Here is a 26,736-nt window from a genome sequence, read left to right as displayed (position 1 = left end):
TAAATTTTGCAGATTTGTAGAGGTGTTTGATGGACTCAAAAACCACAAAATTGCCAGCATATAGTGAAACACTTCCAATCGAAGGCATGACTTGTGCCTCCTGTGTAGGACGTGTCGAAAAAGCACTTAAGAAAGTTGAAAATATTGAGATTGCCAACGTTAACTTGGCAACAGAAAAAGCGGTTGTTTATTCAAATCAACCGATTCAGCGTGAAGCACTGGTTAAAGCAGTTGAACGAGCAGGTTATGATGTTCCTAAAGCTTCGCCAGTTGAGTTATCTATTGAGGGTATGACCTGTGCATCTTGTGTTGCACGTGTAGAAAAAGCCCTTAAAAAAGTAGACGGCGTTCAACAAGCTACGGTTAACTTAGCAACAGAGCAGGCTTGGGTACAAGCAGATGCATCAGTCAATGTTGAAGACCTAATTCGTGCTGTTAAAAAAGCAGGTTATGACGCGAAAGCATCTGAAAAAAATCAAGATGAGCAGCTCGACAAAAAAGCGTCAGAATTAGATCAGCTTAAAAAAGATTTGATCATTTCGATTGTGTTAGCCTTACCTGTGTTTATCCTGGAAATGGGTTCACATCTCATTCCAGCTTTTCACATGTGGATCATGGACACGATTGGTCAATACAATAGCTGGCTTTTACAGTTTGCTTTGACTACATTAGTTCTCGTTTTTCCAGGTCGCCGTTTTTACCAAAAAGGGATTCCAGCCCTATGGCGTTTAGCGCCAGACATGAACTCTCTAGTGGCAGTTGGAACCTTGGCTGCCTACAGTTTCTCGGTCGTAGCAACCTTTATGCCGCATGTGTTACCACAAGGCACGGTCAATGTTTACTTTGAAGCGGCTGCCGTTATTGTCAGTTTAATTTTGCTCGGACGATATTTTGAAGCTAAAGCTAAAGGGCGTACTTCACAAGCGATTCAACATTTAGTGGGAATGCAGCCAAAAACTGCTCGTATTCAGCGTGACGGTCAAGTGGTGGAAGTTGCTGTTGCCGACGTGGTCAGTGGAACTATTGTAGAAATTCGTCCGGGTGAACGTGTACCTGTCGATGGTGAAGTGATTGAAGGGCATAGCTACATTGATGAATCTATGATTACGGGTGAACCTGTTCCTGTTGAAAAAATAGTAGGACATCAGGTGGTCGGTGGTACAGTCAACCAGAACGGTACTCTAAACATTCGGGCAACCGCAGTGGGTAGCTCATCTGTACTTTCACAAATTATTCGCATGGTTGAACAAGCCCAAGGTTCTAAACTTCCAATTCAGGGCTTGGTCGATAAAGTCACCATGTGGTTTGTACCGGCTGTCATGTTAATTGCTGCAATTACTTTCTTGGTCTGGTTTATCTTTGGGCCAGAGCCTGCGCTGACTTTTGGTTTGGTCAACGCCGTTGCAGTACTGATAATTGCTTGTCCTTGTGCGATGGGGCTTGCAACGCCAACTTCGATTATGGTCGGTACTGGACGTGGTGCTGAGCTCGGTATCTTGTTCCGTAAAGGCGAAGCTTTGCAGCTTTTACAAGAAGCGCAGGTGGTTGCTGTTGATAAAACTGGAACGCTCACTGAAGGCAAACCAACACTGACAGACTTTAATGTGCAATCTGGTTTTGAACGTGAGCAAGTACTTACTTTGGTTGCCTCGGTTGAAGCCAAATCTGAACACCCAATTGCTCTCGCTATTGTTCAGGCTGCTGAGGGCGAGGGAATAACTTTATTACCAGTAACAGCATTTAACTCGATTACAGGTTCAGGTATTGAAGCTGAAGTGTCAGGTCAAAAAGTACAAATTGGCGCAGACCGTTATATGCACCAACTTGGTTTAGACACCAACTCTTTCCAAGCGATTGCTGCTCAGTTAGGTGAAGAAGGCAAAACACCGCTATACGTTGCTATTGATCAGAAACTTGCTGCAATTATTGCCGTGGCAGACCCAATTAAAGAAACAACCTATGCTGCGATTGAGGCCTTGCATCAATTAGGTCTCAAGGTTGCCATGATTACAGGAGACAACCGTCATACGGCGCAAGCAATTGCCAAAAAGCTGAACATTGATGAAGTTGTGGCAGAGGTTTTACCCGAGGGCAAAGTGGACACAGTCCGCCAACTGCAAAAACAGTATGGGCGCTTAGCTTTTGTTGGTGATGGTATTAACGATGCACCAGCCTTGGCACAAGCAGATGTCGGTTTAGCTATTGGTACAGGAACAGATGTTGCCATCGAAGCAGCTGATGTTGTGCTGATGTCAGGTAGTTTAAAAGGCGTGCCGAATGCAATTGCATTAAGTAAAGCCACCATGCGGAACATACGTCAAAACCTGTTCTGGGCATTTGTATATAACGTAGCCCTAATTCCAATTGCAGCAGGTGCGCTATATCCAGCATTTGGCGTTTTACTCTCGCCAATGTTTGCAGCAGGCGCGATGGCACTTTCTTCGGTCTTTGTTTTAGGCAATGCATTACGCTTAAAACGCTTTCATGCGCCAGTAGAGTAAGCGTGCTGAAAATCAACTTTTGGTTTAAGATCATGACAGCAGGTCTTAAACCAAATTTAATATTTGAGGTGTGAGATGAATATCGGTCAGGCATCCAAACATTCGGGCATTTCGGCGAAAATGATTCGCTACTATGAAGAAATCGGTTTACTTGAAGCAGCTCAGCGTTCTGCTTCTGGCTATCGCATCTATTCAGAAACAGACCTTAAAACTTTAAACTTTTTAAAGCATGCTCGAGAGTTAGGTTTTTCATCTGAACAGATGAAAGAGCTTATTTCACTTTGGAAAAATACTGATCGGCATAGTGCAGAGGTGAAAGCCCTAACCGTCAAACACATTGCCGAATTAAAGCAAAAAATTGCACACCTACAAGAAATGGTTAATATTTTGCAGGCTTCTGCCGATGATTGCTGTGGCGATCAACAGGCTTCTTGTGCCATTTTAGATCATATTGAAAAAGGGGTGGGTGTAAGCTAAATCCCATAAAAATAAAAAGGTAAAATCATGATTTATACAGCTTCTTGTCTTTGTAATGGTGTTCAACTCAGCATTAATGCTGAGTTGAACACCATTATGGTTTGTCATTGTAAGCAATGCCAAAAAGCACAAGGGGCTGCTTTTGCTGCCATCACTCAAGTACAAAAAAGCGATTTAGAGATTGTACAGGGTGAAAATCTTTTGCAAGCGTATTTTGCTTCTCCAAACAAAAAGAGAGTGTTCTGTAAAACTTGCGGTTCACCGATCTGGAGTGAACGTCTAGATAAGCTAGAAGTGGTACGCCTGAGGGTTGGACTTATTAATGAAGAAATATCGACGCCAGTCATCTCTCATGCTTTTGTCAATTCACAAGTGAAGTGGTATCCAATTTGTGATGACGCTCGCCAATATCCAAATGGGGTAGAAAACCCTTAAATATTAAGGTTAGATCGTATTTTGTTCATTTGTAAAAAAACGTGAACAAGACTAGTCATGAATAAATAATGTGCTATAACTGTACCTAAGGTAATCGTAATATCTCCTCGCTCCACAGGGAAACTTGGGACAGGGCAAAAGATACGATAAAACCTTACATATAGCTAGCAAAGAGCAAACAAGAGTTGGATAGACACAACGCTTACATTGCTCACCGTTGCAGAAAAGCCCGTGAAACGGGCTTTTTTAATGCCTGTAAAAAAGATATTTCTTATTTGGAAATATCTTATACTTTTAAACTATTTATGAAAAAGTAATGTAAAAATAATAAAATATTTCAAATATACAGACTTTTCTGTATTGCAATTTGTTTTTATTAAGGGTACATTTGGTTAACGGTTTAAAGTTCAAGTTTAATAATGAACTCATGGTCGTTGTGGGAGATCTAAGAGCCTGCATTTTCCCCAAGATGCGGGTTTTTTTTATGCCTGTAAAAAAGTAAAAGATGTAATCAATTTAAATAAAAAATACCTAATCTATAGTTATTTAAAAATTTTAATGAGCCTACGATCTAAAGATTGCGTAGGCTTAAAGTTGTGAATACCACTTAGGAGCGATATGCCAGACAAGCTTGTGCGCAAGCAAGACATGCTTTAGCACAAACTTGGCAGTGTTCGTGGTCATGTTTACTGCATTCTGCTGCACAAAGTTGACAAGCGTTCGCACAAAGTTGCATGGCTGATTCTGCTAGTTCAGAGTTTCTTAGTTCTAAAGACGTACAAAGTTGGCAGGTTTCTACACATGTCATGCAATGCTTAATACAGTCACGCATCATGTGCACATGTTCTTCTTGCAAACATGCAGCTGCACATGTTTTGCAGGCAATCATACATTCAATACATGCTTGAATTGAGGTAGAGGCATTACAAAATAAAGAAGAGTTGGTTTCTTGTTGAGTTTCCATAAAAGTTCTCCTGTCGAAGACTATTATTAAAAAACAGAATATTGTTATCTCTTTTCATTTTATAAAATCATTTCTTTGCTAGGTGAGTTTGAAATGAAAGGTCTACAAACGCTCAATAGGGCTTAACCTCGTATAAGAATGTTACATCTAGCTACTTCAGTTATAAATTTCAAAACTACCTGCCTAGCATTAGATTTAAAATTTGATTCGATATAATACTTTTGGCTAATTTCTTATTGTGTGAAAATTGGGCAAATTATCAGTGTGAACTTTAAGGGCACACGAAATGGAAAACGTTAATCAATTTGCTCACGGAGCTGAGCATGAAGTCCACATACATTGCAAACGATCATTAAGCACTTTAATACTGAGTATGCTCGTATTAATTACAACTGGTCGTTAAAAGAAAAAGCACCTGAGGGTGCTTTTTCTATATGAGTTTAAAGTAAATGCCTTCACTTAAGAGTCTATAAAGCCACGCCTTTTTTTGTAGGCTTTACGGTCATAAGAAGGGATGTTTGATTGCTGGAGATCAATCGCGAGTTGTTTCTTGCGTTGAAACTGAACTTCACTTAGAAGAGCAGCATAAATTTTGGGGCGGACAGTTTTAAACTTTTCTACATCCAATGGAATCGTATCTTCATTCTTAACAATGTACAGCACAGAGCCATTGCCATTCATTTCATAAACCGTCCAACCTACTCGCACAATGTAGAGTCCGGTTTTCTGATTCTTACCTAAATAAGATTTAAAACCATCTGGATGAGGGCGAACATAAGCATTCATCATGCATCCTCCATCATCTGATTTATTTGATGAAAGCGACAATCAAAGAATTGATGGGGAACGGGACATCATATTCAGTAAAATCACGATTTCTAGTTGTTTATATATTGATCAATTTTCAAATTTCAAGTCAGAAAAAAGCGTTTATTAAATAAGCTAAATAAGGGTTAAATATTAAAAATAACGGCTTATTTTTCTGTGAAAAAAAAGCTTGATTTAATGGTTTAGCGAGCATAAAAAATAGCGCTTATTCTATGTTTCTGTGATCGATTTTGCATATTTAAAATTATTGAAATAGTAAGTGAATTTGTAGTCAGGTGGAGTTAATTATTTGTTTTAAAATTAAAAAAATAAAATTCAATATTTCTTGTTACAACCATTATGTCGACAATAGATATTCCTTTTTGACATATTTCGCCTAGCATAACTAAAGAGTTCGTTGCCTATGGTGTCATTTATGTTTATTGGACTTGTGGTCACCATTTTGTTGACTCCAGGCCCAACAAATACATTGTTAGCCTCGGCTGGAATACAAGCAGGGGTGAAGCAGTCTCTTAAACTTATTCCTGCTGAAGTGATGGGTTATCTCATTGCAATTACTTCATGGGGTGTTTTGCTTGAGTCAGTTTCACATTTTATCCCTTGGCTTCCTGCCTTATTAAAGTTAATAAGTGCAACTTTTATTCTCTACCTTGCATTTAAACTTTGGATAACATCAACAAATGATATCAAATTAGACAGCCCACTAATTACGCCTAAGGCTTTATTTGTTGCAACACTTTTAAATCCTAAAGCTTTACTCTTTGCTTCTGCTATTTTTCCACATGCAGCATGGGAAGTGCTTCACGTTTATTTTGTGCATATTGCTATTTTTTTATCATTAATTACACCCATTGCATTTTTATGGATTGCTTTTGGAACCGTATTAATTTCAAACAAAGTAACTTGGTTAAACCAACGTAATTTACAACGTACGGCTGCATTTATTTTAACTTTTTTTGCGATGCCAATCGGCTATTCTGCGATTAGCTCATTTTAAACTTAACCCTTTATTTATATTAAAAAATTTAATTTTCAGGAGATTTTCATGACAAGATTAAAAGTAATTATCAAGGATCAGTTTGATAAAGAATCAATTGCTTTGGCAAAAGTTAGACCCATGAATGACCACGTGCTTGAGCTTCATAAAAGTGTTGAACATATTGAAATTAATGACGATATTATTTTGCCCAATATGGATTTGCTCTATGAAAACCCTAAAGACGGCAAAATTTATCAGTTAATTGGTCCATTCAGTGAGGAATAACTCTTAAATTAAATTTAACAATAACCATGAGTAAAGTTTGTGTTTTGTATGGTCTTAATAGAAGTCATTTAGTTAAGAGATGGTGAAAATTAAGCCAAACTAACGTATAGACACAATTAAAATATTGAACATCTAAAATGGTTATGGGACTATGCCTGTGTAAAAATGTGACCTAATCCACATTTTTGCATTTCAGGATTAAGTGGATTTCACTAAGCCCATTCCTTCAATGAGAAGTAGGAGTGGGCTTTTTTTATTCTTTAAATGTCTCATCTAGAGCTTGTTGAACGGCTTCAATACGTGACTTGCATGCTTTATAAGCCGTAATAGATTCTTCAACAATTTTCATTAAATTATCGATATCCGGGCTTTCTTGAGACTCAAGTAATTCGGCATTTTTCTTCAAAATGTCATGACCATCTTTAAATGTTAACTCTTCATTCTTCATTTGGAATTACCTGTGTAATGTTGGCTTCAACCACACCATCTTGCATCTCAATAGCAATAGCGGGGCTTGAAATCTGATGTATAGAGCGAATCGCTTTTCCTTCGGATCTAACAATTGCATAGCCCTTGGCTTGGACCTGTTTAGGGTTTTGCAAAAGAATTTCTTTCATCAAAGATTCGATTTGAGCTAATGAAAATTTAACTTGTTGCTGTGAGCTAAACTGAATACGTTCTTTCATCTGGTCAAGCAAACGATGTGCCGAGCTAAGCTGACTCTGTGCCGAAGATTTTATGTGATGAAGCAGTTGATCATTTTTGCTTTGATAGGTCGTGATTTGATGCTGAGAAAGTAGCTTAATCGTTTGCAGACTATCTACAGCTTCTTGGACGCGTTCAACAATGTGGTTTCGGATGCCAGCAATCACTTTACTTGGTGTATCAAATGAGCGATGAGCAATTTCATCAAGAATAGTACGGTCTTTTTCATGACCAATACCTACCCAAATGGGTACACTACGTTTGCAAAGTAGAGCGGCAAGTTCATAATCATTTAAATAAGCTAAATCATTCACCGATCCACCACCGCGAATAATCACAATCAAATCAGGTGGAAAGCTAAACGTGCTGGCCCATTGTCTTAAACCTGAACCTAAAGATTCAATCAAGCTGGTTGCAGCCGTGTTTCCTTGAAAAGTAGCGGTGTGATACACAAAATGACAAACCCCATTTCGCTCAAGTGCATCTGCATCTTTTTTAAAGTCACCAAGGCCCGCAGCATTTTGAGGGGCAATGACTAAAACATTTTGAATATCAAAAGGAGTGGGAAGAAGTTTATTTTTATGGATTAAACCTTCTTGAGTAAGTCGTTCAATAATTTGCTGGTAACGTTTAGCAATTTCACCCAATGTAAAGCTTGAGTCAATCTCTTCGATGTTGACCGAAAATCCATATTGAGGATCAAAACGTGCTCTAATTTTGATGAGCACATTTAAGTCGCTCGAAATCTCAATCCCAGTTTCACGTTCGAACTTTAAAACAATTTTACTCGCTGAAAATTTCCAAATCGTGGCTTTACAGCTAGCAATAACTTTATCAGTCTCTGCATCTTTTTCTGCGAGTTCTAAATAGTAATGACCGCCCTTAATATTTAAATTTCGAATTTCTGCTTTTACCCAAACTGGCTCATCAAAAGCCACACGTATGACTTCCTGAACTGTGCCGAGATATTCACTAAGGGAAAACTGAGGTTCAGACATACGAACTAAAAATTAAAGGGCCAAACTAGATAGTATAAAAGCCATCCAACCAAGGCAATTGTTGTCTATGAATATCGGGTTCTATTTAAAATAAATACAACAAATTAAAGAATTAAAAATTGAAATTGATAAGTAAATTTAGACTGAACGGTTAAAATGAAAAAATAATAAAAAGAGAATTGTTAATAATTACAACCGATTAAAAAATAAAGTTTGCTTTATAAAATATATGAGCGTATAAAGCTTACTTCCAATTGCGGGGTGGAGCAGTCTGGTAGCTCGTCGGGCTCATAACCCGAAGGTCGTTGGTTCAAATCCGACTCCCGCATCCAAAAATATTATGCTCTGTGATGTACCACTTTTCATAATACGAAAATTATGAAAAGCAATTAGCTTATAAATAACCCTATATAAAGCTAAATATTAAATTCTAGACGAAATGTCCATACCCTAAATCTAGCGTTCTAATTACATACCGTAAAATCACATGAGCTCAGTGATGAGTGAATGATTGTGAATATAGTAAATGAGTGGCACATTGCCACAGCCGTAAATGGCAACGAAATTAATGTGAGGATTGTTCCTCATGTGCGTAAACAAAACTCTCTCGATGGATATCGTTGGGTCGAAGTTGGTAAAAAAATTCAACTTCAATCTGGTGAAGAAATTGAGTTAAACCAAGATGGTAAAAGCTTCTATGCCGGGTTTAATCAACTTTATCGTTTAAATACATATTGTTGATAAAACCATGGTAATAAAGCGAGAAAACCTATCTCTTTTAAAGGAGATAGGTTTTTTTATGTCTACAGGTTATATAAATAATTAAAGTTATAAAAGGCTGTAATGATTAAAAAAGCTCATATTATTATTTTAATTATATTTAATAACTAAATTAGCCTGCTCGCCAAAACTGGCGACCCATAACCTTAAAGTTTTTACCGTTCTCTTCTGTTACACGTCGGTCTCTAAATTTTTCATTTAAGCTATGCAAAATTAAAGAGCCATCTGCCTCTTTAAAAATCTGTTTAATCATTCCTTCGCCAGCAAAGTAAACCGCATAAATCTCGCCATCAATGACTTCTGTTTGAGAGATATCAATACCCACCAAATCTCCGTCTTTAATGTAGTCGGTCATGCTATCGCCTTTAGCTTTAATAATACGCATGCATTCTTGAGCAACGCGTTTTTCTTTAAAGAATGAAGCAGGGAATGGAATTTTTCCATTAATAGCATCAAAGTGAAATTCAATAGATTCACCTGTCCCGCAAGAAAAGTTAGCTTCTACAACTTCAATCCAGACATATTGATCGGTAGATTCTGCACTTACTACAGTCGGGCTAAATACATCACTTTCTCTAAAAGAATCTTCAGTATTTCCAGTCGTTAACCAATAACCATCCACTCCTAAAAATTGAGCAATTAAAGGAAGAAATGCAGATTTTAAATTTTTCCCTGACTCTAAAGCCTGATAGGCAGGTTGCGACATCTTTACAGCTTCTGCCACTTCAGCCTGAGTTTTTTTGGCTTTAATTCTAGAGTCTTTTAAACGGTCTTTAAGAGCCATAATGGTTACACCAGTAAACTTATAACAAATATATAACTTAAGTTATATAGAGTAAAACAACTATAGTTATTGACTAATAATAACTATAGTTATAATATCAGTTATATCTCAAGATGAATAGAGAAAATTTAAGTGGTGCTTAAGTCACTATTTATCGCTTTATCAAAGCTTTGAGATGGAAGCTAAATTTATTTTGTTTCTACAGGTGGCAGAATAAAGGGAGATAGCTCAATTATTATTTGCAAACAGGCTATCAAAACAAAAATTGGAATAAAAAAAAGCCCGATTCCGTGGATCAGGCTTAATGTTCGTCGATAAAGGGTATCAAGAACATGAAGAATTTAACAAAGATTGTGAGACCTAACAAAAGTTTCCGATATACGGCAAAGCCTTATATGAACTTTTTGGTCAAAAAATTAAGGCGTGTAAAAAGCTTAAATCCACAAAATTTAATACTTTTTTACATTTTTAGAAAAGGAAATATTTGTTTATAAATTAGTGGCTTAATTGCATATAGTTGGGTTCTTTATGATTGTTGTACCAGATGAAACGTTTTGAACACACATTTGTAGTCATAGCTTAGCTATATTGCTCAAAGAATGTATCAAAACCTCAAGAATAACAAACGATAAAGACGCCTTACTAACGAGTACATTGAGTTGGAGATAGTGAATGACTACAGCAATGCAGAACAGAGCTAAACAACTTAAAAATGCAAAACGTGGAGGGTATATCCCGACAATTGCCAAAGACGTAAACAAATATAAGGTACAAAAAATAAAAAGGGCACTTGAGGAGGCCAAGCAGATTGTAAATGAGCTTGAAGATGACGCATTCGAATTCGATGATCAAGTCTCTATGCAAAAAGCGATTGGTGCAATCACAGTGATTGAGTTGATTGAACAAGCCTTAAACGGTGCACACTAACAGGCTTTAGCATACAAACATTCTTTCTCGGACCCCTGAAATAAATGGGGTCAAGGATAAGTTCGTCTTGCAATTTAGCGCTGCTTTAAAGCGTTAGTGTTTTTTATTGACTGTAATAAAGAAAACGAAGGGATTAATAAATATTGAAAACCACAAGCTGGTCAACGTGATGAGTTTTCAAGTTTTACCCTTTAGCGCAGGACAAAGTCATGGAAACAGTTTCTAGCAGTGGGTTAGCCACATTTTTAAATTTTTATAGTATTGCAATTATGGTGGCTCTAGCAGTCAGCTTAGTTGTCGCAGTTGTATTGATGATGCGTTTTCCTCGTTCTCCACAAGAATGGATTGTTGCTCTTATCTGTACCGTAGTTTCAAGCCTAACAGGCGGCTCATTCATTATTATGAAATGGAACCTGCATGAATGGGTATCCGATATTTGGGGAATGATCACCCTATCTGGATTCTTCTTCATTTGTGGTTTACCAGGCTGGGCTATTGTGAGATGGATATTTAACTTCATCAATAAACAAGAAGGTAAAACGATTGTAGAGGTCATCAAAGACCTAAAAAAAGCAAAAGATGATCTTCAAAATAGCTAAATACAGCTTTAAATATAAAGGTAGAATAAAATGAATATTGATCAATACTTAGAAACAATTATCAGCCGAGAAGGCGGGTATGTTAACCATCCATCAGATCATGGCCATGCAACTAAATTTGGTATTACAGAAGCAGTCGCTCGATCGAACGGATATCAAGGCAACATGCAAGACTTGCCATTAGCCCTAGCTAAATCTATTTATAAGCAAAAATACTGGCTTGAACCCCAATTTGACCAGATTAATGCGATTAGCCCAGCTATTGCAGAAGAGTTACTGGATACAGCTATAAATTGTGGCATCAATTTTACAAAGCCTTTATTACAACGTGCTTTAAATCTGCTGAATAAGCAGGGGAAGGAAGGTTGGTCAAATCTTGTGGTAGATGGCCAGTACGGACCTCTTACTTTGCAAGCACTGGCTACGTACTTAAATAGACGTAATAAAGAGGGTGAAAAAGTACTCGTGCGCATTTTAAATATTATGCAAGGGCAGCATTATATTGAAATTACCGAGAACAACCCTAACTACGAAGATTTCTTTTATGGTTGGATATTAAACAGAGTAACACTCTAAAAATGTATTAGAAGAGAACATGTTTAAAGATCTAATGAGTTAAAAAGCCTAACCACGAGTTAAGGCTTTTTAACAAACAATAGGTCGAGCAATGCTTTATTGTGCGATAAGTAAAATGGCAAGTAGAAAGAAAATAGCACCACTAATTTTATTGAGTATCGTGAAATTATTTCCAGCTAACATTTTCTCTTTAAAAATTGAAGAGAAGTTTGCGTAAACTAAATGAATTAAAAAACCAATAAAACAAAAGGTTAAAGAAAGAATTAAAAATTGATTTAAAATCTCTTTCTTGATATCAATAAATTGAGGGAAGAGTGCGATAAAAAATACGATTGTTTTAGGATTAAGCAAAGATGCAAATAGGCCCTGATAAAACAATTTAGATTTACTTACAGCTTTATCTTTTTGTTGATCGGTCATTAACTCTTGGGTTGCAAGTTTTTTAGTGAAGTTTTTATATCCGAGATACATTAAATAAAATGCACCAATAAACTTTAAAACCGTAAAAATAGTAGGGTTGCTAGTAATAATAAGTCCTACACCGCTGGCAGAAATTACAGCGATCACAAACATACCAATAATTAACCCACTTATTCCAAACAAAGCAGTTTTTACACCATAGTTAATTGAATTTGTGACAGTAAATAAAACTCCCGGTCCTGGGCTTAATAGGGTAAGAAATGCTATTGTTATAAATACTAAAAGACCGCTCACGCTGATATATCCTATTTATCAATTGAGGCAAGATTGTGCGATTACTTTAAATGAGAAAATAATCGTTGTATACAGAAGGTTATGTATATTTAAGTCTTAAATAGATTAAATAGTTAAAATGTAGATTTATATAAATAAATAGGGCATATAAAACTATAAAAGTGAAAGCAACATAAACACACAACGTTAAAAATTGAGCATGTTAGTATGCTAAGTCTATACCTCAAGAAATCTATAGTATGACGAAAAATGAACGGCAGTTTAAATCTGGCGAGTTTCAATTTTCCTTTTTAGCGTTTAAATATTGGGGTATATGGTTTTTAGCTTTTATTCTAATGTTATTTGCGATGTTACCTTGGGCTATTCAATGGCGCCTTGCTGATTTTCTATCAAAAATAGCGTGGAAATCTTTAAGTTCTCGAAGAAAAACTACACTACGTAATTTACAAGCATGTTTTCCAGAAAAAACACCTTTGCAAATCGAGGCAAAAGCTAAACAGGTTTTTGTTGATACTTTAACGGGTGTATTTGAAGCTCTCAATGCTTGGTATTGCCCAAATTGGTTTAAAAGCCGTGTCCACATAGATGGTTTAGAAAATTTAACTAATAATCAGGAAAATGGCGTACTTTTATTAGGTACTCACAGTACGCTTTTAGATGCAGGTGGAGCGGCGTGTACTTTATTCTTTAATATGGACGTGGTTTACCGACCTCAAAACAATCCGTTTTTAGATTTTCTGATTCATCGTAGTCGTGCGCGAGTGTATAAAAACCAAATTGCTCGAGACAACATGCGTGGACTCATACAAAACCTTAAACATGGGCATGCGATATGGTATAGCCCAGATCAGGATTTTGGCTTAAAACAAGGCGTAATGGCATCATTTTTTGGTATTCAGGCAGCTACCGTTACAGCGCATCGCAGACTAATGGATATCTCAAAAGCAGCAGCCGTACCTTTATATTTTTACCGTAGTGGTGATATTCGTAATCCGCAATATCATGTTTTAGTAGAACCTAAATTAGAAAATTTCCCGAGTGGCTGTGAAGTCAGTGACGCTGAAAGGGTAAACAAGATTATTGAAAACCAAATTCGCATTGCCCCTACACAATACATGTGGTTTCATCGACGCTTTAAAACACGCCCTGCTGGTGAACAGAAATTCTATTAATGGCGTCAGTAACTCAAGAATTAAAAGTACTTCTTTCAATTAAAATATAGAATATTAGATTTTTAATTGAAAGGATCTTTAATGAAATCAAGATGAAAGATGTTGAGTCAACACTATAAAATTTTTCTTGCTTTAATTATTTTGAATATCGATTGCAAATGATTTTGAAGTGTGTATAGTCGAGCATAACTAACAAAATATTCTTGTCATCATAAATTTCTATTTCGCAGTTTTATTTATAAGTCTTCGGTTCATTCAGATATTTAAGTTTTCACGTCTATTTTTTAGTTAAATTGGTTTCCCCAATAATAAGTTATAATATTTTAAAATTTAGGATAAATATATGTCTACTTCTACTGGTACAGTAAAATGGTTCAATGAAACTAAAGGTTTTGGTTTTATTGCGGCTGATGAAGGTAAGGATATTTTCGCTCATTTTACCGATATTCAAACACAAGGTTTTAAGGTTCTCTTAGAAGGCCAACGTGTTGAGTTTACTGTAGTACAGGGTAAAAAAGGCCCACAAGCTTCAAATATTGTGATTCTTCAGAATTCATAATTTCATAGAGCGACTAGAGTTGTTTTGAATATATTATTTAAATAGAATATGTTTAAGGCTAAAGCGCTTTAGAAGAGTTTAAAAACCCACTCTATCTTGTGGGTTTTTTATAAGTTTTAATTAAACTTATCTTTCAAAATAAAAAGCAGAATAAAAATATGCTCTTAAAAGTGCTTCTAAATTTTTTGTTAAAATATAAGTAATTAGGTGTATGGTACTCAAATGGATATTTGTATTGGCGGTATTTTAGACGGTCAAAAGATAGAAAATCATAATGATGTTTTTAAGATAGAAGAGCACTATTCAGACAATAGCTCTCAGTATGTTAAACAGCATTTCCACCTATTTGGAAAAATTTTTACCTTTTGGGTGTGCGAAGATATTGATTTACAACAGGCAATCAGAAAAGCCGAGAGAATTTTAGCGAATAAGAAAGAAACTCTTTAGTTGTTTGAACTAGAACACTTCCGTGCCTTAATTTGGTTTAAAGATTTTCTTATTAAGTAATAGATATTTTTTATATTAGCTTAATAGAATTCGTTACAGAATTTTTTACAATACTCTTGTATATGTTACACAGCTTAACATTTTTTTGTGGTATTTACTAACAATAGTAATACATTAGGCTTAATCTAAAGTTGTTTTATTTATTGCGCGAATAAAACAAAACCCACTTTAATAATATATCTTATTAAAGTGGGTTCTTTATTCAGACGGTCATCATTAATTCAATATACATAATTAAATTATAGATAATATTTGTTGTTATAAACCTCTCTTAAGAAAGGAAAACATTTTAAATGTTAAGTGCAGTACAACCTAATATTTGTTTTATTGGCAGTAGTAATCTAGCTTTAGCGTTAATAGGAGGGTTGGTTTTAAAAGGATTTAAAAAAGAAAAAATACACCTCATTGAAGAGAAAAAGATTAATGATACAAATGCTTTAAAGCAAAAAGAAAATGGACTAAAAAAAGCTGAAATTGTTGTTTTACTACTAGAGCCTAAACAGTTAAAAGAGACACTTATACCGCTAAAAAAATGGTTAGCTAGTAAAATTATAGTTTCTATGATGGCGGGAGTAGATATTGCAAACTTGACTCGTTTTACGGGTTCGAAAAAAATTGTTCGTGTAATTTCAAATCCGCCTGTGCTGACGCATACGGGGACACATGTGCTTATTGCTTCAGAGCAAATGGACCAGCTTGATAAAGACCTAATTGAAATGCTGTACTCTGCAACGGGTCAGACTTTTTGGGCGCCGTCTGAAACGCAGTCAGACGCAATTATTGCTTTGTCTGGTTCTGGGCCGGCTTACTTTTTCTATATTTTAGACAGCATGATAAAGACAGGGGTTTCTTTAGGACTTGATAAACAATTTGCTCTAGATTTAGCACTCCAAGCGGCTAGTGGCGCAGTTGAAATGGTCCGTAAAAGTAATGTCCCGCCAGCGGATCTGTGTGGCAAGGTGACCTTGGCTAACGGGATTACCGAATCAGCACTCAGAATGTTTGAGCTAGGAAATGTATCTGATGATATACGTTTAGCTATGAAGGCCGCATATCATCGTAGTAAAGAAATCACTTCAGAAATTATTACTGAGGTGAGTTAAGTATTCTTTAGCAAACTAGGCCTTTAAAAAGTATTCCCAAATAACGAAGCCTAAGCCAAACCCAATAAACGAGTAGAGAGTAATAATAAAGAATACAAAACTGGCCTTATTTTTTTTCTTCAAAATGTTCATGGCGATGCCTCCAATTCAGATTAATTACATTTTGAAGAAGTGAAGGCTGTAATCATAGATACAGAATTTTTTAAAAAAAATATAACAGAGCTATCATCTGTTATATTTTCTAGGCTTTTCCTTAATAAAGATTTTAAAATCAATAAATTAAAGATTTAACTGTCAGCGTTTAACCTTTTTATTCAATTAGCATTAAATCGGCTGTATTAGCAGATTTGAGAGGGCGTAGGGCAAAGGTCGAACGGGTGTGGCGTATTCCTTTAATTGAATAAAGTTTTTTTCTTAAAAATCGTTCGTAATGGTCAGCATCTTTGACTGCTACTTTAACCAGATAATCGTAGTCACCTGTGACGAGATGCGCTTCCACTACTTCAGGTATATCTGCTAATGCTTCACTGAAATTTTCTAGCATTTCGTCATCATGGCGCTCTAAAGTAATTTCAATAAAAAAGACTTCATGAATGCCAATCGCTTTTTGGTTTACGTTTACCGTATATCCTTCAATAATTTTTAAAGTTTCTAGACGTTTCAGTCGTGTCCAGCATGGAGAAGATGAAAGACCTACTTCTTCGGCCAGTTGAGCAACGGTTAAACGGCCATTTCCACGTAATGCAGATAAAATTTTCCGATCTATACGATCTAGTGTGTATTCTGTTTTGTTCAAAATATAAACCAAAGAAGAATCTTCTGATAAAAATTAATATACTTCATTTTTATGCTGTGAATGTTTAAAAATTTTAAAAAATACAGGAAACATTTTGAGTCAAAGGTACATACACTATTTCTGTGCATCGAACCTTTCTGGATAGAGGTTGGGATGGAGCAAAGAGCACTGTTTCAGTAAGGGTGACTAAACAGTGCTCTTTGCGGATTTAATAAAAAGAACAAATATCCTTTTCTAAAGAATGAAATCCTCTAATGTATTAATTGCTGTTTCTAGTTGGTCGTAATGGTGAATTCTTTTATCCGCTACAGTCGAGCAGATAGAAGGATCTGGGTGAAAAAATATTGTTTTCATTCCTGCGTTATTAGCACCCTCAATATCGGCTTTATGATTATCTCCTACAAAAATACATTCATTAGGAGTACAGCCAAGTTCTTTACATGCATACTCAAATATCTGTCTATCTGGTTTTCGCATCCCTACAGCTTCTGAAACGATAATTGTAGAAAAAAACTCTTTGAGACCGAGTGCATAAAAATTATTTTCTTGGAAAGGGGATTTACCATTAGAAACTAAGCCTAATTTATATCCTTTGTTATAAAGATTTTGAATTGTTTCTGGAACTTTCTCAAAAGGGCGGCAAAACTTATTAAAGTCGTTAATGTACGATTCAAGTAGGCTCTCAACACTAAAGTTTTTTATATTAAAATCTTCTAATAATTGAGAATAAACTAAATCTTTCCACACACTTCCATTGTTATCTAACTCAATAAATCTAGTTATAAAAGCCTGTTTATTTTCTTGTGATACTAATTGAAAAAAGTTTACTTGCCACTCAACAAATTTTATAAGTGATGTATTTCTGTCCAGTAAAGTCTGATCTAAATCAAATAAAATAATATTTGGCATTTTGGGTGTTATAAAATTTTTAGATAAAGACAGTATAGCTATCTATTTGATTTAAGAATTTTCAATTTTTGTGCTTACTCTGTATTCAATCAAATAATAACTTTTATTTATCAATTGAAGAAAAACTAATCATTATTTTTTATCTAACTTTTCCTTTAATGTAATTCCATTACAAAGAAGGAGCAAGGTTATGATCACCCAGCATGATATAAATCAAAAACAATATCAAAATAAATCTCTCGACTATTTAAATAGCCAAGCTCATTCTGAAGGCATTGAATTCAATAAATTTATTAATGAAATTCAGAAAATTGAAAAGGCCGTAGTCCTTGATTTAGGCTGTGGTGGTGGGCATGTTTCCTACAATGTTGCTCCACATGCCGACCTTGTATTTGCTTACGATTTATCTCATGAAATGTTAGACACCGTGTCTAAGACGGCGAGCCAACGCAAATTAAAAAACATCTTTGTGCAACAGGGCATTGCTGAGGACATGCCTTTTAGTGATCAGCAGTTTGACGTGGTCATTAGCCGATATTCAGCGCATCACTGGCAACATGTTCCGACGGCCATGAAAGAAGTAAACCGCGTGCTTAAGCCAGATGGTATTGTTATTTTTGTAGACATTATCAGTTCTAGCTCGCCCATATTAGATACGTTTTTACAGACCATCGAAACGATTCGAGACCCAAGTCATGTACGAAACTATAGTGTGAAAGAGTGGGTCTATTTTATTGAAGATGCAGGCTTTGACTTGGTGGGTTTAGATAAACAAACGCTCGCGTTAGACTTTGATAGTTGGGTAAAGCGAATGAAAACGCCTGAAGATCAAATCAAAACTTTACGTTATTTGCAGGAAGGTTCATCTGACCTTGTTAAGAAGTATTTCAAAATTCAAAATGACGGTAGCTTTGAAAGCCATGTGGGTTATTTTGTCTTTAAGAAATTAGGGTTTTAACGTAGTGTTATGAATAAGGGTTTTAGTAGATTAGAAATGGATTAAATATCACTAAAACTCTTTTTCCGAATAACTCGAATAATATTAAAGATGGTTATAAAACAAATTTAATATCATTCACTTGATAAAAATTAATCACCCAATTTTATTAAGGTGATTAAGTATTCAAAAGAGATGAGGGTTATCCCATTTTCTTTATTATTAATAGACACTTATAAATAATTATTATTTAATACGCCCGCAATATTATCACTAATACTTTTAATAACTTTGTCGGGGAAATAATGCGTAATATTTTAGTAACGATTTTCACTTTATTCTTAGCAACATCAATTTATGCTGCTCAAGAGTCTAGAAATCTTCTTGAGCAAACTCAGTGTGAGAAAGCAGTGGAACTACATGGTTTTTTAAGCCGTGCTCAGCTCGATTGTAATTATCACTATTACTCAGAAGAGTTAAAGGATGCTGCCGCAAAATGTACTAAACATGACCTTGGTGAAAAATACGGTAGAGAGGTTATGAAATTTGGTATGAAGGAATTTGAAGAACGCAAGAAAGAGGATACACAGGGCCACTTTTGTCATAAGGTTTTAAAAGAGTTCCCAAAATATATTAAACAATAAAAAATAAGGTTTTAAAAACCGATTCTAGCAAGCCGATAAGATGGATTTAATTATCCATTTTATCGGTGTATCACCAAATATAATCTACCAATTAAAATAGAAAATAAATCTTAAAAATCCACCTAATATCACATTGACACATATAATCGCTCTCATTATTCTCTGCGAAAGAACGGAGGCGGGACGCTTAGTGCGTGCCAGTTCCTAGATGACTGGTCTGTCAATCCACCTCCGTTCTTTCATCATGATTTCATAAATGAATTAATTGTTTTTAAAAATAGTCTGAATAATATTTATAGCTTTTGAAAAGTTATTAAAAGGAATAGTCTTTTTAGAGAGTTGAGCATTACTACTCAGAAATTTTTCTAAACGTTTATCAAAACTATGTGAAAACTGAATCAGCTCTAATGTATTTTTTAGAGTTTCTTTGGGTTTCTTGCGTGTAACTATAGACTTTAAATAACGTTGTAAAAGCCTTATTGTTCTTAAATAAAAAGGAACTTCCATTTTTAAAATTAAAGAGCATTCAAGAAGTAATGGAAGTAAGCGTTTATCGTAAGCTCCTTCTACAATCCAGCTATCTTGTAAGGCGATTTCTTGAGTACCACTTGAGATTGTTTCTTCCGAATTCTTTACAAACTCAGTTCCACTTATATTCCAGTAGATCTCATCAAACCCATAAGTTGATATCTTTAATTCATCAGCTAATTTCTTAGTGATAGTTGTTTTACCAGCGCCAGAAGGGCCTACAATACAAATTTTCATGGTTTATCTTTTTAAAGAGATATTTCAACAAAATGGTTATAAATAGAAACTAGACTAAAGTTTATAAGTCATTCATCTATTTTATCAAAGCTTAATAATTTTATTTTGTACAATAAAAACTCAATTATAATTCCGACTTGAAGGAAATAAACTCATGAAAAAACTTTTACTCATTTGTCTAATCGGTTTGGCAGTTACACAGGTTAATGCTCATTCTGGGGGTACAAACTCTAAAGGATGTCATACGAATAGTAAAACTGGTGACCATCATTGTCATTAAATAAGGGTATAAAAGAGTAAGCTGATTTCTGGTTTACTCTTTTTAATATCTTTATTTTTATATTTTTTATAAATAATAAGAGGAAAAAGAATGGAAATGATATTGGGAGTATTGGGCTTATTGGTTTTATTTTTAATATTAAGTAAAAAGCATAAGAAGAAAAATCTCACTGGTATAAGATCAATAGTCTATTTGGTTGATATTGTTGGGGAGCAATCCTATCAAGCAAATTTAAGAAAGATTGCTGGGCCTAAACAAGAAAAGTCAAAATATGTAGAAGTAATGGCTAGAGTTGTCTCTGAACCTTTTAATGCTTATGACAAGAACGCAGTTAAAATTGAAATTAATGGTTTAACAGTTGGCTATTTAAGTAGGGATGATGCAAAACTATTAGCTGGTAAAGTGATAAATAAGACTGTGCCAGCTTTAATTAATGGTGGTTGGCTTGATAACGATAGTGAAGGTAGCTATGGCGTAAAACTCGGTATTCAAAGTCTTAATGAATTAATATAACGAATTGCATTTTTAAGTTTTACTTAAATTTTAAAATCTAAAAAAATAAAAGCATTCTCTAAGGTATTAATAAATCTTTTTACTCATGTTTTTAAAGCTTTATTTGTAGCCAATATCACATTGACACCTAAAACCCCTCCGATTATCCTTTGCCTGCTGGCCACATTGCCAGTCGGCTTTGACAGGCCGCATACCCAAAGCACACGAAAAAGTCTCTCTTTTTTGTGGGCATCCCTGCGTGCCCCCTCTGCGGCGGAACGGGAGGGGGACACCTTCGGGTGTGCTGATCTTTTGGGTATCAGTCTGTCAACCTTCTCTCGTTTCGCCACCATTATTTGACAGTAATGTGGTGAAGCTTCTTTATACCCAAAGGAGTCCGCTATGCGTACTATTTCTTCTTTATTGGCTTTTGCCAAAGTCTCTCTATTCATACCACTCGAGCAATCTATAAAGCGGTTCAATCGACTCTAGGTTTTCTACACCTTAAGAATCTAAAACACAGCAACTATAAAACTTGAGATAGGTCAGCACGCCATTTTGTGCGGCTTTTGCATGCCTGTTTTTAGCACTCATTTTAAGAGTGACGGTATTTCTATCTCATTTACATACAACAAAAAATTATTTAAACGGTATATCTATGCCAAATTTACAATCTTCTTTTAAAGCATTAAAAGTGCTTCACGTAGCAAAAGACTTATTTAATCAATATAGGTTTCATAAAGTTGGTGTCGACCGAATTATTAGTGAAGCCAAAGTTTCCAAGGCTACTTTTTACAACGACTTTCACTCAAAAGAACGGCTAATCGAGAGGTGTATCAGTTTCCAAAAAGACACGCTAAAAGACAAAGTGTTTTCCATTCTCTATTCTTACAATGAACTCATGGTGCTGGATAAACTTAAGCAAATTTACTTTTTACATGCGAGTTTAGAAGGGCCATATCATTTACCCTTTAAGGCATTGTTTGAAATTAAAAGAGTCTATCCCAAGGCCTATGGCGTTACGATTGAATACCGAACTTGGCTCATCAATGAAATTTATAAACTACTTTTAACCGTTAAAACTACCGCCTCAGTCGAAGACGCTTACATGTTTTTATGTATGATTGACGGGGCGATGTTCCGACTTTTTGAAAAAAACAGCATTGATGAAAGCGCGCTAGTTCGATTGTTTCTTTTTAATCTGTGTCGGTCTAGATAACTCTTAAACGAAAGAAAGCCTCCCAAAAAGGAGGCTTTTCTTAGCATTTAATTAAGTGCTTAGCTTGATTACACAGGTTTTGCAGCCTGTGCCATTCCTTCAAAATATTGAACTGCAGGTGAGCGAGCCATATAAGCTAAAGCTTGCTCGGTATTTCCCTCATGAATTGGGTTAAATTTTGGAGAAACCCATCTTAACGTCGCTTTCCACAAAAATTTAATGGTCGGTAAGTTGTCTGAGCGAGTCGCGGTTTTTTCAAATTCACGAATAATTTTGAAGTAGCCACGGCGCATCAATTTTTGAATATCTTCATGCTCTAAATCTTGCTTACCTAAACTACGGGCAAAGTCAGCAAGGAAGTAAATAAACAGTGGGAAAACCGCCGCCATAATCACTTGGCGTGACACATAAAACCCAAACTTGTTTGTCAAAAGGTGCTCAAATAAATCGTAAGCAACACAGCGATGTTCAACTTCTTCAGCCAAATGCCAACGGAACAAATCTGCCATAGCAGGGTCAGCTTGGTCCCAAGTCTTACTGTCCAGCGTCCATTGACCAATGGTTCCCGTAAAATGCTCGATTGCAGCAATCACGCCTACTCGGAAAAGTAACCAATATTCATCAAGCTTTTCGCCTTTTAAAAAAGGTATGCCTAGAGGTTTGTCACCCAACAAAATATTAAAAACAAAATGGGCACGGTTGAGTGTTTCTTGAATGTCGTAACCATTTTCACGTAAGAAGTCCTGTGCTTTTTCATGCGCACGTGCATGAGCAGCTTCTTGGCGGACAAATCCAATCACTTCTTGTTTTAGTGTTTCATCGGTAATTAAGGGCAGGGTTTTATTAAACACACGGCAAAACCAAAACTCACCAGCTGGCAAGAGCATGTTAATGCCATTGGCGACATGCGAGCATAGCGGATCATTCGGCATCCAACAGACCGATGATTCGGTAAAATCGAAATGGACTTTTCTTGCTTTAAGCTGATGATTCCCTGTGATCATATACGTCACCCTATTCATAATTGTTCATTTAATGCGAATGGACAATTTTTAGCATTAAGTAAAATTGATCACCATGTGCTTAAGGGACAAAATGAGCTTCAAAAAGGTTTATAGAGATAAAAGCAGCTCTGTTAAAGATTGGGTATATTTAACACAACACGAGGGTAAGCTTTTTTATTTTAAATATGAGATGAATAAAAAAAGCTCCTTAATAAAAAGGAGCTTTGGTTTTTATAATTTAAATTTTTAATTATAAATTTATTTTATTTTAATCTAGCTAAAACTAGCTAGTTTAGAAGTTTAGATCGCTTGCCATTGCTCTTTAACTTCTTCTGAATTTTTATTCAGAATAACTTGGTCTTCTTTCACTTCCCCAATCCATCCAGTAGGGATAAGGTGATGTTGGCCACTTTCATCTCGGGTAAGTTTGAGTTGGTTCTCACCATCAAGATGATCGACAGTACCTACTTTAGTACCACAAGAAGCAATAACATCTGCGTGTTTTTTAATATCATTAATATTTAAAGTGTTCATTTTAGACCTCTTCTTTGGAAATAGAAAAACGGTAAGAACTAAACTACTTTAAATAATCGATTAAATGTTGAGTTTTTAATAAACCTTACATGATCGGATTATAAGTTCACTTAATCGTGATATTTGAGTAACAATGAAATAATTAGATATAAAACTAATAATATTTTTCTTTTTATTACAATTTACATGTTTATCTAAACAGAAATCTTTAGTTATGGTTGGGTTAAGTCTTATAAATAATTATTTGCAATGAATATTAAAATACCTATAAACATGACGATACTGAGCAGTTTGAGTGAATTTGAAGCTGCCTTAGCTGAAGATAAAAGTAAGCTTCGAATAAATTTGCTTTTTCAACTTGTAAATTTCACTCAAAATTTGCCTCATCCAGCTTCGGGTCAAACCTATCAACGTTGGCAACTTTTTGCGCAGATTGCTGGAGTAGACTTAAGTCTAGCTAAGCTATTTGAATCTCATTGTGATGCTTTAAGCATTTTAAATGAATTGGGTTATCAGCAAGAAATAGATGACCAGACTTGGGCAGTTTGGGCAGCAGACGGTGGACCAGCACCATTGCAAATAAAAGATAATCTTTGTAATGGCATAAAACCTTGGTGCTCTGGTGCTGAATTCATTGAAAAAGCTTTAATGAGTTATAAAGATCAGCAAGTGCAGGCGCAGCTTTGTATTGTCGACTTAAGTCATCCATCCATTACAACCGACTTAAGCCACTGGCACGCTGTAGGTATGCATGCGACACAGACTGCGCAACTAACTTTTAAAAATACACCTGTTAAATTGATTGGTCAGCCAAATAGTTATTTAAAACGTCCAGGTTTTTGGCATGGTGCAGCAGGTGTTGCTGCGTGTTGGTATGGTGCCGCCGTGCGTCTAGCTAACTTTTTGCAAGAAAGCTGTCAGGCAAATCCGAATCCTTATAAAAAATTGTATTTAGGTGAGGTCGCTCAGCAACTAGAAATCACTAAGCAGTATTTTCAATATGTGGCCAAGCTTATAGACCATAAACCAACGCTAAGTCATGAGCGGGAAATACGCATATTACGTGCCCAAACAGAACAATGCTGCCTGAGCGTTATTGAGCGAGTAGGGAAAGCTTTGGGTGCGCGTCCTTTTTGTGAAGATGCGACATTTGCTCAGCTCATGGCAGATTTGCCTGTGTTTATCAGGCAAAGTCATGCTGCTTTTGACTATGAACAAATTGCAGAACTCTGTGTGTCGGAGCAAAGCCTATGGGAACTTTAAAACATCCTTTGGTTGAAGACCGCGTTATTTTTGGTGAGGGTACGGCCAAAGAGCAATGGTTAAAGGCATTTAAGGAACAACCGTTAGTAGCTTTAGATCTTGAGCTATTTCGCTCAAAAAGAGTAGTAATTGTAGCCCCACATCCGGATGATGAAGTGCTTGGCTGTGGCGGGGTAATGCAGCAGCTGTTTGCACTGAACTGCAAGATTTTGGTTTTAGCGGTAAGTAACGGCACTCAAAGTCATCCTAACTCTACAAAATATTCTCCAGATCAGCTCAATATTCTTCGCCCGCAAGAAAGCTTGGCAGCCTTAAATTGTCTAGGCGTAGCAAAGTTCACCGAGCATATAGAGCTTAATTTGTTAGATGGCCAGATTCATTTGCAAACCGAACAACTGTGGCAGAGTTTAGGCAAGTTAGTTCAAGCCGACGATATTCTAATTTGTAGCTATGAATTTGATGGTCATCCAGACCATGAAGCAGTAGGTAAAACCGTACAAGCCTATGCAACCGCTAAGCAACTACTCTGTTTACACGTATTAATTTGGGCTTGGCATTGGGCAGAGCCTTTAGACCCACGCATTGATTGGCACCGAGCAAAAGCCTACCGCTTAACCGAAGAACAGCTAACTAAAAAACATCAAGCAATTTTGCAGTTTAAAACTCAACTTGAAGCAGATGAAACTACGGGTAATGCCGCCGTTCTCTCTCCAAATGCGATTAAACGACTTTTAATGCCTTATGAGGTTTATTTGAGTGATTCATTCTCGCGTGTACTTTGAAGATTTATATCGTCATAACAGTGACCCATGGGGCTATGACTTTCATTGGTATGAAGCACGTAAAAGACAAATTTGTCTCGCGTTGCTGACAAGACCCCGCTACCCAAAAGTGTTGGAAGTGGGCTGTTCAAATGGACATTTAAGTTTTCATTTGGCGCAAAGAGCTGATGAGTTAGTGTGTATAGATGTCTCTGAGCGTGCTGTTCATTTAGCTTCCGAGCGGCTACAAGAGTTCGAGCATGTTGTGGTTGAAAACAGAAAAATACCCGAAGACTACTCGATTCAAAAATTTGACCTGATTTTAATTAGTGAGATGGCCTATTACTTATCCAAGGATGAATTGCATCAGTTTATTGAAAAGTTAAAGCATAGTTTAAATGATGATGGCGAGATTCTGTGTTGTCACTGGCGTCATGAAATTCAAGATTTTGAATTAAATGCAGAGCAAGTCCATCAAGCTTTTCGGCAACATTTCCCATTTCATCATTACCTCAGCTTAAACGACCCAGACTTTATGATTGATCTGTGGACGGTGAACACTTCCTCTTTAGCGCAGCAGGAAAAACTAAGATGAAAATAGGTATCGTCATTCCAGCGCATAACGAAGAGCACTATCTATCGGCCTGCCTGCAATCTATTCAGGTCGCCATAGATAACATCGGCGATTATGAGGTAGAAGTGCTTGTTGTACTCGATAGCTGTACAGATCAGTCGCGGTTGATTGTCCAAAGCCATCACATTAACTGGATTGAATGCAACTATGCATGCGTGGGGCAAGCGAGGGATTTAGGTATTCGTCATTTAATTGGGCGTGGCGTGACATGGATTGCATGTACTGATGCAGATACCGTAGTGAGTCCTGATTGGCTGCGCTATCAAATCCAGCACCAACCAACAGATGCAATTTGCGGTACTGTAACGCTAGACGATTTTAGTCATCTCTCTATAACGAAACAGCAAAAATATTTAGCGCACTATAAAGATCAGATGGATCACGCGCATATTCACGGGGCAAATTTAAGTTTTAGTGCAGAGGTCTATCTTTTGGTCGGTGGCTTTGAGCCTATCTCATGCCATGAAGATGTATCTTTAATCAAAAAATTGATCCATCATTGTTGCAATATTACTTGGAGTAATCTAGTTCGAGTAACTACAAGTAGTCGTTTAAATGGGCGCGCCCCACAGGGATTATCGTATTTTTTAAATAATCTCTAATGA

34 protein-coding genes and 1 tRNA gene are annotated in these 26,736 nt (G+C 36.1%); 23 read left to right on the top strand and 12 right to left on the bottom strand.

Annotated elements, in window-relative coordinates; all coding sequences use genetic code 11:
* Nucleotides 1-29: 29 nt before the first annotated feature.
* The 3 genes from J536_RS17255 (at nt 30) to J536_RS17245 (ending at nt 3,413) form a co-directional block, all read left to right on the top strand.
* Nucleotides 30-2,501 (top strand): heavy metal translocating P-type ATPase, encoded by a 2,472-nt coding sequence (locus J536_RS17255; protein ID WP_032063468.1) that lies wholly within the window; start codon nt 30-32, stop codon nt 2,499-2,501.
* Nucleotides 2,502-2,576: 75 nt separating this feature from the next.
* Nucleotides 2,577-2,978 carry a Cu(I)-responsive transcriptional regulator gene (cueR, locus tag J536_RS17250; RefSeq protein ID WP_001020650.1) on the top strand — a complete coding sequence of 134 codons (402 nt, stop codon included), beginning with the start codon at nt 2,577-2,579 and terminating at the stop codon, nt 2,976-2,978.
* Between the two features lie 27 nt (nt 2,979-3,005).
* Nucleotides 3,006-3,413 (top strand): GFA family protein, encoded by a 408-nt coding sequence (locus J536_RS17245; RefSeq protein WP_032063467.1) that lies wholly within the window; start codon nt 3,006-3,008, stop codon nt 3,411-3,413.
* Between the two features lie 607 nt (nt 3,414-4,020).
* Here the strand turns inward: J536_RS17245 and J536_RS17240 are convergent.
* Both J536_RS17240 and J536_RS17235 read right to left on the bottom strand, forming a co-directional pair.
* Complete coding sequence (locus J536_RS17240; RefSeq protein WP_032063466.1) at nt 4,021-4,377, bottom strand: four-helix bundle copper-binding protein; 357 nt, start codon at nt 4,375-4,377, stop codon at nt 4,021-4,023.
* 459 nt (nt 4,378-4,836) lie between these two features.
* The gene (locus tag J536_RS17235; protein ID WP_032063465.1) at nt 4,837-5,166 is read right to left on the bottom strand and encodes a hypothetical protein; all 330 of its coding nucleotides are present in this window, start codon (nt 5,164-5,166) and stop codon (nt 4,837-4,839) included.
* Between the two features lie 442 nt (nt 5,167-5,608).
* Here J536_RS17235 and J536_RS17230 point away from each other — a divergent pair, with 442 nt between their 5' ends.
* Both J536_RS17230 and J536_RS17225 read left to right on the top strand, forming a co-directional pair.
* Nucleotides 5,609-6,202, top strand: a complete 594-nt coding sequence (locus J536_RS17230; protein ID WP_005802640.1) for a LysE family translocator — start codon at nt 5,609-5,611, stop codon at nt 6,200-6,202.
* Between the two features lie 48 nt (nt 6,203-6,250).
* Complete coding sequence (locus tag J536_RS17225) at nt 6,251-6,469, top strand: hypothetical protein (RefSeq protein WP_017481389.1); 219 nt, start codon at nt 6,251-6,253, stop codon at nt 6,467-6,469.
* Nucleotides 6,470-6,722: 253 nt separating this feature from the next.
* Here the strand turns inward: J536_RS17225 and xseB are convergent, their stop codons facing one another.
* Together xseB and xseA are read right to left on the bottom strand one after the other, a co-directional pair.
* Nucleotides 6,723-6,917: an exodeoxyribonuclease VII small subunit gene (xseB, locus tag J536_RS17220; protein ID WP_002119890.1), complete on the bottom strand. Its 195-nt coding sequence runs from the start codon at nt 6,915-6,917 to the stop codon at nt 6,723-6,725.
* Entirely contained in the window at nt 6,907-8,172 is a 1,266-nt protein-coding gene (gene xseA, locus J536_RS17215) for an exodeoxyribonuclease VII large subunit (protein ID WP_032063464.1), read from the bottom strand. Before xseA ends, xseB begins: the two co-directional genes overlap by 11 nt.
* A 255-nt stretch (nt 8,173-8,427) precedes the next feature.
* On the opposite strand from xseA, the gene J536_RS17210 reads away from it, so the two are divergent.
* A tRNA-Met gene (locus J536_RS17210) sits at nt 8,428-8,504 on the top strand.
* A 175-nt stretch (nt 8,505-8,679) separates the two neighbouring features.
* Entirely contained in the window at nt 8,680-8,913 is a 234-nt protein-coding gene (locus J536_RS0104620) for a hypothetical protein (RefSeq protein ID WP_002119938.1), read from the top strand.
* A gap of 151 nt (nt 8,914-9,064) precedes the next feature.
* Here the strand turns inward: J536_RS0104620 and J536_RS17205 are convergent, their stop codons facing one another.
* Entirely contained in the window at nt 9,065-9,736 is a 672-nt protein-coding gene (locus tag J536_RS17205; RefSeq protein ID WP_002119885.1) for an XRE family transcriptional regulator, read from the bottom strand.
* 672 nt (nt 9,737-10,408) lie between these two features.
* Here J536_RS17205 and J536_RS17200 point away from each other — a divergent pair.
* The 3 genes from J536_RS17200 (at nt 10,409) to J536_RS17190 (ending at nt 11,838) form a co-directional block, all read left to right on the top strand.
* A complete protein-coding gene (locus tag J536_RS17200) occupies nt 10,409-10,663 on the top strand; it encodes a hypothetical protein (RefSeq protein ID WP_002119927.1) in 255 nt (84 codons plus the stop codon).
* Nucleotides 10,664-10,872: 209 nt separating this feature from the next.
* On the top strand, nt 10,873-11,262 hold the full coding sequence (locus J536_RS17195; protein ID WP_002119864.1) for a hypothetical protein: 390 nt from the start codon (nt 10,873-10,875) through the stop codon (nt 11,260-11,262).
* A 30-nt stretch (nt 11,263-11,292) separates the two neighbouring features.
* Nucleotides 11,293-11,838, top strand: coding sequence for a glycoside hydrolase family 108 protein (locus tag J536_RS17190; RefSeq protein WP_032063463.1), 546 nt, complete (start codon nt 11,293-11,295; stop codon nt 11,836-11,838).
* A 96-nt stretch (nt 11,839-11,934) separates the two neighbouring features.
* Here J536_RS17190 and J536_RS17185 read toward each other — a convergent pair whose 3' ends face one another.
* The gene (locus J536_RS17185) at nt 11,935-12,552 is read right to left on the bottom strand and encodes a LysE family translocator (RefSeq protein WP_017399418.1); all 618 of its coding nucleotides are present in this window, start codon (nt 12,550-12,552) and stop codon (nt 11,935-11,937) included.
* A 239-nt stretch (nt 12,553-12,791) separates the two neighbouring features.
* On the opposite strand from J536_RS17185, the gene J536_RS17180 reads away from it, so the two are divergent.
* From J536_RS17180 to J536_RS17165, 4 genes are all read left to right on the top strand, one after another.
* Nucleotides 12,792-13,724, top strand: coding sequence for a lauroyl acyltransferase (locus tag J536_RS17180; RefSeq protein WP_032006555.1), 933 nt, complete (start codon nt 12,792-12,794; stop codon nt 13,722-13,724).
* Between the two features lie 343 nt (nt 13,725-14,067).
* Nucleotides 14,068-14,283 (top strand): cold-shock protein, encoded by a 216-nt coding sequence (locus tag J536_RS17175; protein WP_005070223.1) that lies wholly within the window; start codon nt 14,068-14,070, stop codon nt 14,281-14,283.
* 222 nt (nt 14,284-14,505) lie between these two features.
* Nucleotides 14,506-14,730: a hypothetical protein gene (locus tag J536_RS17170; RefSeq protein WP_002117453.1), complete on the top strand. Its 225-nt coding sequence runs from the start codon at nt 14,506-14,508 to the stop codon at nt 14,728-14,730.
* A 353-nt stretch (nt 14,731-15,083) separates the two neighbouring features.
* Nucleotides 15,084-15,893 carry a pyrroline-5-carboxylate reductase family protein gene (locus J536_RS17165; protein ID WP_017403101.1) on the top strand — a complete coding sequence of 270 codons (810 nt, stop codon included), beginning with the start codon at nt 15,084-15,086 and terminating at the stop codon, nt 15,891-15,893.
* A 15-nt stretch (nt 15,894-15,908) separates the two neighbouring features.
* Here J536_RS17165 and J536_RS25325 read toward each other — a convergent pair whose 3' ends face one another.
* The 3 genes from J536_RS25325 to J536_RS17155 all read right to left on the bottom strand — a co-directional run bounded on the left by J536_RS25325 (nt 15,909) and on the right by J536_RS17155 (nt 17,598).
* Nucleotides 15,909-16,025, bottom strand: coding sequence for a hypothetical protein (locus tag J536_RS25325; RefSeq protein ID WP_002117441.1), 117 nt, complete (start codon nt 16,023-16,025; stop codon nt 15,909-15,911).
* Nucleotides 16,026-16,203: 178 nt separating this feature from the next.
* Nucleotides 16,204-16,689 carry an Lrp/AsnC family transcriptional regulator gene (locus tag J536_RS17160; RefSeq protein WP_031944692.1) on the bottom strand — a complete coding sequence of 162 codons (486 nt, stop codon included), beginning with the start codon at nt 16,687-16,689 and terminating at the stop codon, nt 16,204-16,206.
* Between the two features lie 234 nt (nt 16,690-16,923).
* Nucleotides 16,924-17,598: an HAD family hydrolase gene (locus J536_RS17155; protein WP_032063462.1), complete on the bottom strand. Its 675-nt coding sequence runs from the start codon at nt 17,596-17,598 to the stop codon at nt 16,924-16,926.
* Between the two features lie 190 nt (nt 17,599-17,788).
* On the opposite strand from J536_RS17155, the gene J536_RS17150 reads away from it, so the two are divergent.
* A complete protein-coding gene (locus J536_RS17150; RefSeq protein WP_032063461.1) occupies nt 17,789-18,556 on the top strand; it encodes a class I SAM-dependent methyltransferase in 768 nt (255 codons plus the stop codon).
* Nucleotides 18,557-18,840: 284 nt separating this feature from the next.
* Nucleotides 18,841-19,179 (top strand): hypothetical protein, encoded by a 339-nt coding sequence (locus J536_RS17145; protein WP_017481398.1) that lies wholly within the window; start codon nt 18,841-18,843, stop codon nt 19,177-19,179.
* A 261-nt stretch (nt 19,180-19,440) separates the two neighbouring features.
* On the opposite strand, the gene J536_RS17140 is transcribed toward J536_RS17145, so the two are convergent.
* A complete protein-coding gene (locus tag J536_RS17140) occupies nt 19,441-19,944 on the bottom strand; it encodes an AAA family ATPase (protein WP_032063460.1) in 504 nt (167 codons plus the stop codon).
* 154 nt (nt 19,945-20,098) lie between these two features.
* Between J536_RS17140 and J536_RS26490 the strand changes: the two genes are divergently transcribed.
* The 3 genes from J536_RS26490 to J536_RS17125 all read left to right on the top strand — a co-directional run bounded on the left by J536_RS26490 (nt 20,099) and on the right by J536_RS17125 (nt 21,935).
* The gene (locus J536_RS26490; protein WP_134853824.1) at nt 20,099-20,224 is read left to right on the top strand and encodes a YHYH domain-containing protein; all 126 of its coding nucleotides are present in this window, start codon (nt 20,099-20,101) and stop codon (nt 20,222-20,224) included.
* Between the two features lie 90 nt (nt 20,225-20,314).
* Entirely contained in the window at nt 20,315-20,737 is a 423-nt protein-coding gene (locus J536_RS17135) for a hypothetical protein (protein ID WP_032063459.1), read from the top strand.
* A 637-nt stretch (nt 20,738-21,374) separates the two neighbouring features.
* Nucleotides 21,375-21,935, top strand: a complete 561-nt coding sequence (locus J536_RS17125; protein ID WP_032063458.1) for a TetR/AcrR family transcriptional regulator — start codon at nt 21,375-21,377, stop codon at nt 21,933-21,935.
* 68 nt (nt 21,936-22,003) lie between these two features.
* Here J536_RS17125 and J536_RS17120 read toward each other — a convergent pair whose 3' ends face one another.
* Together J536_RS17120 and J536_RS17115 are read right to left on the bottom strand one after the other, a co-directional pair.
* Nucleotides 22,004-22,939 (bottom strand): metal-dependent hydrolase, encoded by a 936-nt coding sequence (locus tag J536_RS17120; RefSeq protein ID WP_032063457.1) that lies wholly within the window; start codon nt 22,937-22,939, stop codon nt 22,004-22,006.
* A gap of 300 nt (nt 22,940-23,239) precedes the next feature.
* The gene (locus J536_RS17115; protein ID WP_032063456.1) at nt 23,240-23,473 is read right to left on the bottom strand and encodes a DUF2171 domain-containing protein; all 234 of its coding nucleotides are present in this window, start codon (nt 23,471-23,473) and stop codon (nt 23,240-23,242) included.
* A 249-nt stretch (nt 23,474-23,722) separates the two neighbouring features.
* Here J536_RS17115 and J536_RS17110 point away from each other — a divergent pair, with 249 nt between their 5' ends.
* From J536_RS17110 to J536_RS17095, 4 genes are read left to right on the top strand one after another with little or no spacing between them, the layout of a single operon-like run.
* The gene (locus tag J536_RS17110) at nt 23,723-24,736 is read left to right on the top strand and encodes an acyl-CoA dehydrogenase family protein (RefSeq protein ID WP_050680439.1); all 1,014 of its coding nucleotides are present in this window, start codon (nt 23,723-23,725) and stop codon (nt 24,734-24,736) included.
* Nucleotides 24,724-25,518, top strand: a complete 795-nt coding sequence (locus J536_RS17105) for a PIG-L deacetylase family protein (RefSeq protein ID WP_032063454.1) — start codon at nt 24,724-24,726, stop codon at nt 25,516-25,518. Before J536_RS17110 ends, J536_RS17105 begins: the two co-directional genes overlap by 13 nt.
* Entirely contained in the window at nt 25,493-26,092 is a 600-nt protein-coding gene (locus J536_RS17100; protein ID WP_032063453.1) for a class I SAM-dependent methyltransferase, read from the top strand. The genes J536_RS17105 and J536_RS17100 overlap by 26 nt, the downstream gene beginning before the upstream one ends.
* A complete protein-coding gene (locus J536_RS17095; protein ID WP_032063452.1) occupies nt 26,089-26,733 on the top strand; it encodes a glycosyltransferase in 645 nt (214 codons plus the stop codon). The genes J536_RS17100 and J536_RS17095 overlap by 4 nt, the downstream gene beginning before the upstream one ends.
* The last annotated feature ends 3 nt before the right edge of the window (nt 26,734-26,736 follow it).

Origin of the sequence: Acinetobacter sp. 809848 (genome assembly GCF_000581275.1) — a bacterium.
GTDB classification, from domain to species: Bacteria; Pseudomonadota; Gammaproteobacteria; order Pseudomonadales; family Moraxellaceae; genus Acinetobacter; species Acinetobacter pittii.
Note: the sequence above shows the minus strand (reverse complement) of the source record. Positions and strands in the feature narration are given on the sequence as shown.